A 7,539-nucleotide genomic window follows, 5' to 3' on the forward strand; every position below is an offset into this window, starting at 1 on the left:
TCGCACGCTAGTTTCTTGGCATGTCTCGCGGACGCCACCGTCATTCCTCCGTCCTCGGCCGGGTCTTTCCCCCCACCGCCGCCGGCGTACTGCTGGTCGCCGCACTGGCCGCGCTGCTTTTCAGTCAGGACACCGTCCTGGTGCGCTCGGTGGGCATCGCCGCACTGATCGCCACGCTCGGCTTCGCGGTGCTGCTGCGCCAGCGCGACAAGGCGGCCCGGGCGGCCGCCGAGGTGGCCGCGGCGCAGCGGATGCGGGCCGAGGAGCGGTTCGAGGAGCAGTTGGCCGAGGCCGAGTACGCGGCCGAGGTCGCCGAGGAGCGGGCCACCCGGTTCGGGCGGCGGCTGACGGCGGAGAAGTCGCGGCTGGCGAAGGCCGAGACCGAGATAGCCCGGTTGTTGCGGGAGCGGGCCGTGGCGGTCGCGGAGCAGGCGCTCAAGGAGGCCGAGGCGGCCCAGCGGGCGCTCGCCGCGAGCCGCCCCAAGTACCCGGCCAGCCCGGCCGCGTTCGTCCGTGCCGCGTCCGTGCTGCGGCTGCTGGAGCGGCGTGCCGCCGAGCAGGAGGCTCAGCGGGAGCGTACGGCGGGGGCGGAGGTCGCGCTGCGGGCGGCTACCGCGCCGGTTGCCGCGGCCCCTGCGGCCACGCCCGCCGCTGCCGTGGCTCCGGTGCCCGGGTCGGTGTCCGTGCCCGCCCCGGTGGCGCCCTCGGTGCCGACCCCGGCGCAGGCGCCGGCGGGCCGTACGCCGGCGCGGCCCACGCCGCCGCGCCCGGCGCTGACCGCGACGGTCGGTCAGCTCGGCGGGGCGCCCGGTGCTCCGGCCGCCGCGCCGGTGCCGGTGCCGGCTCCGGTGGAGCGGCAGCGTCCGCGCCCGGTGCAGTCCGGTCAGGTGCGCGGGCAGGGCTTCAGTTTCTTCGGTCGCGGTACGGGCGCGGCGGTGCGGGCGGCCGCGCCGGCGCCGGCGGTGGGCAGCGTCGCCGAGCTGGGAGAGCGCGCGGACCTGGCGGACGTGGTGGGTGACGAGGCGGTCGCCGCGAAGGCCCAGGCGGAGGCGCGGGAGGCGCGGGAGGCCGGATCGGTCGTGCGGCCGGAGCGGCCGGTGCGCGCCGAGGACGCCGAGCCGGACGGGCCGACCGTGGTGGACCTGACGCCCGAGGACGAGACCGAGCTGATCGAGCTGCCGGAGCTGCGCGCCTCGCGCTGAGCGGCCCGGGAAACGCCGAGGGGCGGGAAGTCGACCGACTTCCCGCCCCTCGGCGTTCGCGACCGCGGCGTGTCAGAGCTGGACGCCGAAGTCCTGGGCGATGCCGGCCAGGCCGGAGGCGTAGCCCTGGCCGACCGCGCGGAACTTCCACTCGCCGTTGTTGCGGTAGAGCTCGCCGAAGATCATCGCCGTCTCGGTGGCGGCGTCCTCGGAGAGGTCGTAGCGGGCGATCTCGGCGCCGCCGGCCGCGTTCACCACGCGGATGTAGGCGTTGCGGACCTGGCCGAAGTTCTGGCCGCGGGCGGTGCCGTCGTAGATGGTCACCGGGAAGGTGATCTTGGCGGCCTCGGCCGGCAGGCCGGCCAGGTTGACGTTGATCGACTCGTCGTCGCCCGCGCCCTCGCCGGTCCGGTTGTCACCGGTGTGCACGACGGTGTTGTCCGGCGTGCTGGTGTTGTTGAAGAAGACGAAGTGCCCGTTGGAGAGCACCTTGCCGTCCGCGTTCAGGACGATCGCGCTGGCGTCGAGGTCGAATTCGGCGCCGGTCGTGGTGCGGGTGTCCCAGCCCAGGCCGATGCTGACCGCGGACAGGCCGGGGGCCTCCTTGGTCAGCGAGACGTTGCCACCCTTGGAGAGGCTCACTGGCATGGCGATTGCAGTCCCTTCGTTCGCTTTCCCGGGACAACGCAGTACTCCGGTGGCTTGGTTCCGGAGATCCCGTGAATTCTTCCCGGATGTCAAAGTCGGGCAAAGGATGGGCAAAGCGATGGCCGGTCCGGTCGGTTCCGGGGGTCAGACCCGGGGGAACCGGCCCTGGAGCGTCCAGATGTTCGGGTTGTCGGCCAGGCCGGGGTGCATGTCGAACAGGTCGGCGAGGGTGTCCTGGAGGAAGTCCCGGGCCTCGCGCCGCAGCTCGCTGTGCCGGACCACGGCGGGCGGCTCGTCCCGCAGCCAGGTCGCGGTGACCTCGACCCAGTTGAAGCGGCGGGCGAAGCGCAGCAGCTCGGTGTTCTGGGTGAAGTCGAGGTCGGCGGTCTGCACCCGGGCGGCCCGGGAGCCGTCCGGGTCGCGGTCGAGCTGCTCGGCGATGTCGCACAGCGCCCAGGCGAAGTCCAGCACCGGGACCCAGCCCCAGCGGGTGGAGAGTTCGGCGCCCTCGGCGTCCAGGTAGACGTCGCCGCAGAACAGGTCGTACCGCAGCGAGCGCACCGGGGCGGTGCGGTAGTCGGTCTGCGGGGGGTCGGGGAAGCGGTTGGAGAGGGAGTAGCCGAGCTCGATCACACAGGCCATTGTCGGGGCTCGGGGCGCGTGCGGGTAACCGGGGCCCGCCCCGAGCCGCAGGGGCGCGCCGGTGCCGAAGGGGAGCGGCGAGGAAGCGACGGTGGGGGTGCCCCCGGGCGAAGGCCGGGGGAGAGCGGCGGGGCGCCGGCCGTCGGCACCGGGTCGGAGCGCTGCGGTGGTGAGCGGGCGAGTCACGGATAACCGGGTGACCGGGCGGGACCCGCGCGGGATGATGGGCGCATGTCCGAGCCCATCCGCGTACGGGGGTCGGTGGTCGTCCCCGACGCCGAGCTCGTCTGGCGCTTCTCGCGTTCCTCCGGCCCCGGTGGCCAGCACGTCAACACCTCCGACTCCAAGGTCGAGCTGCGCTACGACGTGGCCGGCTCGAAGGCGCTGCCCGAGGTGTGGCGCACCCGCGCTCTGGAGCGGCTGGCCAACCGGCTGGTGGACGGCCGGGTGCTGGTGATCCAGGCCTCGGAGTTCCGCTCGCAGTGGCGCAACCGGGAGGCGGCCGGGGTGCGGCTGGCCGCGGTGCTGAGCGAGGCGTGCGCGCCGCCGCCGAAGGCCCGCCGGGCGACCCGGCCGAGTCGGGGGAAGGTCGAGCGGCGGCTGGAGAACAAGCGGCACCGGTCCGAGCTGAAGCAGGGGCGGCGGTCGCCGCGCGGCGAGTAGTCCGGCCCGGCGAACCGTTTCGGCCCGGACACCGTCAGGTGCCTGCCGGCGGTCCGGTTCAGCCCAGGGTGCGGTAGCCGCCGCGGAAGTAGAGCAGCGGGCGGCCGCCGGGGGCGGGCACGGCGGCCTCCAGGACGCGGCCGACCAGCAGGGTGTGGTCGCCCGCGGGTATCCGCTGTTCGGTGCGGCACTCGACGGTGGCCAGCGAGCCCTCGATCAGCGGGGCTCCGGTGCGCGCGCCGCGGCGGTGCGGGGTCTCCGCGAACAGCAGCCGGTCGCTGAGCCGGCCCTTCATGGCGAAGCGGGAGCCGAGTGCCTTCTGCCCCTCGGTGAGCACCGAGACCGCCCAGGTGTCGTTGCGGGAGAGCACCTCGTCCATCCGGGAGTCCTCGCGGACCGAGATCAGCACCAGCGGCGGGTCCAGCGACACCGACAGGAAGGACGTGGCGGTCATGCCGACGTCCTCGCCGTCCTCCTCGTCGTGGACGGTCACCAGGCTCACACCGGCGGCGAGCTGGGAGAGTGCTGCCCGGAACTCGTCGGGCGTGGCGTGGGGGGCAGCTTCGGGCTGCGGGGACGAGTACACGTACCGCACGGTAGTCGTCGCTCCCGGGTGACGGCATCGGGCCGTGGTCGTAGGACCACCGGCGCGGGTCCTGGTCGGGACGGGGGGCGCGGTCACTCCCAGGGGTGAAGCGGGTGGACCGGCGGGTGCAGTGGGCTTCAGTGCGCGGCCGATGCGGTCGACCACGAGAAATGTTCCGATAGCGCTTTATGTCCCGCTATGGGGCGGATGAACTGATGAAGGGCGCATTAGTCTCGTGTGATTTAAGTCACAAGTGGTGGCCTATTGCTGACCGAGCGTGCCGAACGCTGTGCTCCCTGTGATTCAGTTCTTCTGGCAATCGGACGATAACCAATCAAGAACTATCCGAAGCAGCCGGGGAGCCCCCGCATGGAAGCCGAGTCGGAGCCGTACGTCCGTCTCGCGACCCTCCGCACCTTGCACCGGGTCGTGGCGGACCTCAACGCTGCCCGCAGCCTGGCGGGCACGCTGCAGGCCGTCGTCGAGGGCGCGGTGCACGGGCTCGGCTTCGACTCCGCCGCGGTCAGCCTGGTCCGGCCGGACGGCGACCTCGTGGTGGCGGCCGTCTGGGAGCTGGAGGAGAGCCCGATGGGCGGGCCCTCGGTGCTGCTCGGCCAGGTCGGCTCGCGGGAGTCCTGGGACCGGCTGCTCGGCGTCAGCGACCACTGGGGCACCCTGCGCTTCCTGCCGTACGACCGCGGCTGGGCCGTCGCCAGCGACATCCCGCGCTGGATCGGGGACGGCCCGCTGCCCGTCTACGCCAACGACTGGCACCCCGCCGACGGACTGCTCGCCCCGATGTACAGCGCCGGCGGCGACCTGCTCGGCGTGCTCTCGGTGGACCGCCCGCGCAGCGGCAAACGCCCCGGGGCGTGGACCCGCGAGGCGCTGGAGATGTTCTCGCTGCAGGCCTCCATCGCGATCGGCAACGCCCGGCTGCGGGCCGAGATGCAGCGGGCGCTGGCCCGGCTGGAGAAGGAGCAACAGGCGCTGCGGGCCAGCGAGGAGAGCTTCCGGCAGGCCTTCGAGTACGCCCCCAGCGGAATGGCCATCACCGAACTGCACGGCGCCGGGCGCGGCCAGCTGACCAGGGTCAACGACGCGCTCTGCCGACTGCTCGGCCGCCCCCGCGCGGTGCTGCGCCAGCAGAGCTTCGCCGATCTCGTCCACCCCGAGGACCGGGCCCTGTTGGAACGCACCAGCGCCGAGAGCGGCCGGGCGGAGCTGAGGCTCTCCCGGCGGGACGGCGGCTACCAGTGGGTCTGCCTGCGCAACTCGATCGTGGCGGACGCCGCCGAGGGCCCGAGCTTCCTGCTCACCCACGTCGAGGACATCGAGGACCGCAAGCGCCACGAACTCCAGCTCGCCCACCGGGCCAGCCACGACGCGCTCACCGGCCTGCCCAACGGCGCCGAGCTCAAGGCCCGGCTGGCCCGCCGGCTCTGCGCCGAGCCGCAGCCGGTCGGCGCGGCCGCCGCCGCGATGTCCGGCGAGGTCGGCTACCCGCAGCCGTACGCCTACCCGGCGGACTCGTACAGCGCGCACACGGCGTACGAGGGCCTGGCGGGTGCGGACGCGTACGCCGGGCCGGTGCACGGCTACGGGCCGGCCGACGGCCTGCTGCCCGGCCTCGGCACGGGGTACGGGGAGCATGTGCACGCCGTGGTCCCGGCCGAGTTCGGGCCCTCCGGCGAGACCTGGTCCGCGCCGTTCCGCTCCGGGGCGGCGGCGCCGGTGGACAAGGGGCTCGCGGTGCTCTTCTGCGACCTGGACGGCTTCAAGTCGATCAACGACCGGTTCGGGCACAACGCGGGCGACTCGGTGCTGGTCGAGGTCGCCCGGCGGCTGAGCGGGGCCGTCCGGGACGGCGACACGGTGGCCCGGCTGGGCGGCGACGAGTTCGTGGTGCTGGCCGACGGCATCGGCCGCGAGGAGGCCAAGGACCTCGCCCACCGGCTGCGCAACGCGATCATCCCGCCGATGCGGATCGACGGACGGGCGATGCGGGTCGGGGTCAGCCTGGGGGTCGGCTGGGCCGGCTGCGGGATGAGCATCGAGGAGGTGCTGCACACCGCGGACGAGCGGATGTACGACGAGAAGCGGGCCCGGGGCGGCGCGGTGCGGGGGGCGCGCGGCGAGCGCTCGCACCGGCGGGCGGGCTGACCGGGAGGGCCGGTCGGTGTCCTTCCGGCGGCCGGAGGATCGGTCGGGTGCCGAGCACCCGGGGACGCACAGGTTACCCACGGGTTGTCAAGGGTTCTTTTCCTGCTGTCAGGTACGACAGGTAGGGTGCCCGGTACGACAGCGTCCATGATCTGCGCCGCCAGCGCGCGGCGTACACCGGATGGGGGAGCAGACCACCGTGACGACCGCCGGCGACAACGGATTGCCCGAGGACCAGGCGGGCGGTGCCCCGCAGGACGACGACCCCTTCGGCTACCTCTACCGCCCGGCCGACGGCTCCGCCGGACAGCCGGCCGAGCCGCAGCAGGGGGTGCCCCGGACGTCGTACAACCGGCCGATGGAGGTCGGCCGGGCGCAGTACGGCCAGCCGACGCGCGCCCAGCAGCCGGTCTACGGCCAGCCCGGACCGGCGCAGCCGCCGTACGGCCAGCAGGGCGTGCCCCCGCAGGGCCCGTACGGGCAGCCGGGTGTGCCGGCGCAGCAGGCCGAGTACGGCGGGCCGACCCAGCAGACCCGCTACGCGGAGCACTCCCGGCCGCAGCCGGGGGACGAGCGGCCGAGCAGCGGCCGGAGCAAGGGCGCGGTGATCGGCGCGGTCGCCGTGGTCGCGGCGATAGCGATCGGTGCCGGGATCGCGCTCTCCACCGGGGACCCGGACGGGGGCAAGGACGCCAAGGGCGGCACCACGACCACCGCCCCGCCGGCGCCCAGCGGCACCGGGGCGAGCGGCTCGCCCGGAACGGCCTCGCCCTCGGCGAGCGCCACCGTCTCCGCCGGGCCGGCGACCGTGGACGCCGGTCAGCTGCAGGGCCAGAACGCGCCGTCCGGAAACAGCGTCAAGGGCGCCAAGTCCGCCGACGGCAGCTACCTGACGCTCCAGCAGGGTGGCACGGTGACCTGGAACGGCCAGATCGCGACGGCCGGGACGTACAAGCTGACCGTGCACTACAACAACGCCGGTGCCGATGTGAAGGGCGCGGCGTCGGTGAACGGCAAGGACTGGCCGAGCGGGCTGACCTTCAAGAACTACTCGCCGGGCAAGGACCCGGCCTCGTCCTGGTTCAGCACCTGGATACTCCCGCAGTTCCAGGCCGGGGCGAACTCGGTCAGCTTCACCGTGCCCTCGGGGCCGGTCCTGATCGACCAGATCACGGTGGAACCGGGCAGCTGAGTCCGGCTCCGGACGCACCGCGGCCGCCCGTCCCCTGCGGGGGAGGGCGGCCGTTGCCTTCGCTCAGGCGGACTTGACGGTGGGGAACCTGTCGCCGCCGACGACCCAGCGGCCCTGGCGCATCACGGCGACCAGGTCGTAGGTGGTGGAGTCGACCACGACCAGGTCGGCGAGCTTGCCGGTCTCCAGCGAGCCGGTGGAGTCGGCGAGGCCGAGCAGCCGGGCCGGGGTGGTGGAGAGCGACTCGACGGTCTGGCCGAGGGTCAGGCCGTTGACGGTGACCGAGCGCTTGAACGCCACGTCCAGGGTGAGGGTGGAGCCGGCGATCGCACCGCCCTCGACCAGCCGGGCGACGCCGTCCTTGACCTGGACCTGGAGGGGGCCGAGGGGGTAGAGGCCGTCGCCCATGCCGGCGGCGCCCATGGCGTCGGTGATCAGGGCGA

At 73.9% G+C, this 7,539-nt stretch carries 8 protein-coding genes; 4 read left to right on the top strand and 4 right to left on the bottom strand.

From position 1 onward, the window contains the following. Positions 1 to 20 precede the first annotated feature (20 nt). On the top strand, positions 21 to 1,202 hold the full coding sequence (locus ACZ3YL_RS37560) for a hypothetical protein (protein WP_465661967.1): 1,182 nt from the start codon (positions 21 to 23) through the stop codon (positions 1,200 to 1,202). A 72-nt stretch (positions 1,203 to 1,274) separates the two neighbouring features. On the opposite strand, the gene ACZ3YL_RS37565 is transcribed toward ACZ3YL_RS37560, so the two are convergent. Together ACZ3YL_RS37565 and ACZ3YL_RS37570 are read right to left on the bottom strand one after the other, a co-directional pair. Beyond that, the gene (locus tag ACZ3YL_RS37565) at positions 1,275 to 1,850 is read right to left on the bottom strand and encodes a TerD family protein (protein WP_465661969.1); all 576 of its coding nucleotides are present in this window, start codon (positions 1,848 to 1,850) and stop codon (positions 1,275 to 1,277) included. Between the two features lie 144 nt (positions 1,851 to 1,994). Then, the gene (locus tag ACZ3YL_RS37570; RefSeq protein WP_223242792.1) at positions 1,995 to 2,492 is read right to left on the bottom strand and encodes a hypothetical protein; all 498 of its coding nucleotides are present in this window, start codon (positions 2,490 to 2,492) and stop codon (positions 1,995 to 1,997) included. A gap of 231 nt (positions 2,493 to 2,723) precedes the next feature. Here ACZ3YL_RS37570 and arfB point away from each other — a divergent pair, with 231 nt between their 5' ends. Further along, positions 2,724 to 3,155: an alternative ribosome rescue aminoacyl-tRNA hydrolase ArfB gene (gene arfB, locus ACZ3YL_RS37575; RefSeq protein WP_188307011.1), complete on the top strand. Its 432-nt coding sequence runs from the start codon at positions 2,724 to 2,726 to the stop codon at positions 3,153 to 3,155. A gap of 58 nt (positions 3,156 to 3,213) precedes the next feature. On the opposite strand, the gene ACZ3YL_RS37580 is transcribed toward arfB, so the two are convergent. After that, positions 3,214 to 3,741, bottom strand: coding sequence for a flavin reductase family protein (locus tag ACZ3YL_RS37580; RefSeq protein WP_317621251.1), 528 nt, complete (start codon positions 3,739 to 3,741; stop codon positions 3,214 to 3,216). A 369-nt stretch (positions 3,742 to 4,110) separates the two neighbouring features. Between ACZ3YL_RS37580 and ACZ3YL_RS37585 the strand changes: the two genes are divergently transcribed. Together ACZ3YL_RS37585 and ACZ3YL_RS37590 are read left to right on the top strand one after the other, a co-directional pair. Further along, complete coding sequence (locus tag ACZ3YL_RS37585) at positions 4,111 to 5,904, top strand: GGDEF domain-containing protein (RefSeq protein ID WP_188307009.1); 1,794 nt, start codon at positions 4,111 to 4,113, stop codon at positions 5,902 to 5,904. A gap of 199 nt (positions 5,905 to 6,103) precedes the next feature. Beyond that, complete coding sequence (locus ACZ3YL_RS37590) at positions 6,104 to 7,096, top strand: carbohydrate-binding protein (protein WP_465661973.1); 993 nt, start codon at positions 6,104 to 6,106, stop codon at positions 7,094 to 7,096. Between the two features lie 63 nt (positions 7,097 to 7,159). On the opposite strand, the gene ACZ3YL_RS37595 is transcribed toward ACZ3YL_RS37590, so the two are convergent. Next, positions 7,160 to 7,539 (bottom strand): amidohydrolase family protein (locus tag ACZ3YL_RS37595; RefSeq protein ID WP_465661975.1); only part of this gene is annotated, 380 nt, incomplete at its 5' end.

The sequence above is a fragment of the Kitasatospora sp. NPDC023176 genome, from assembly GCF_055560495.1.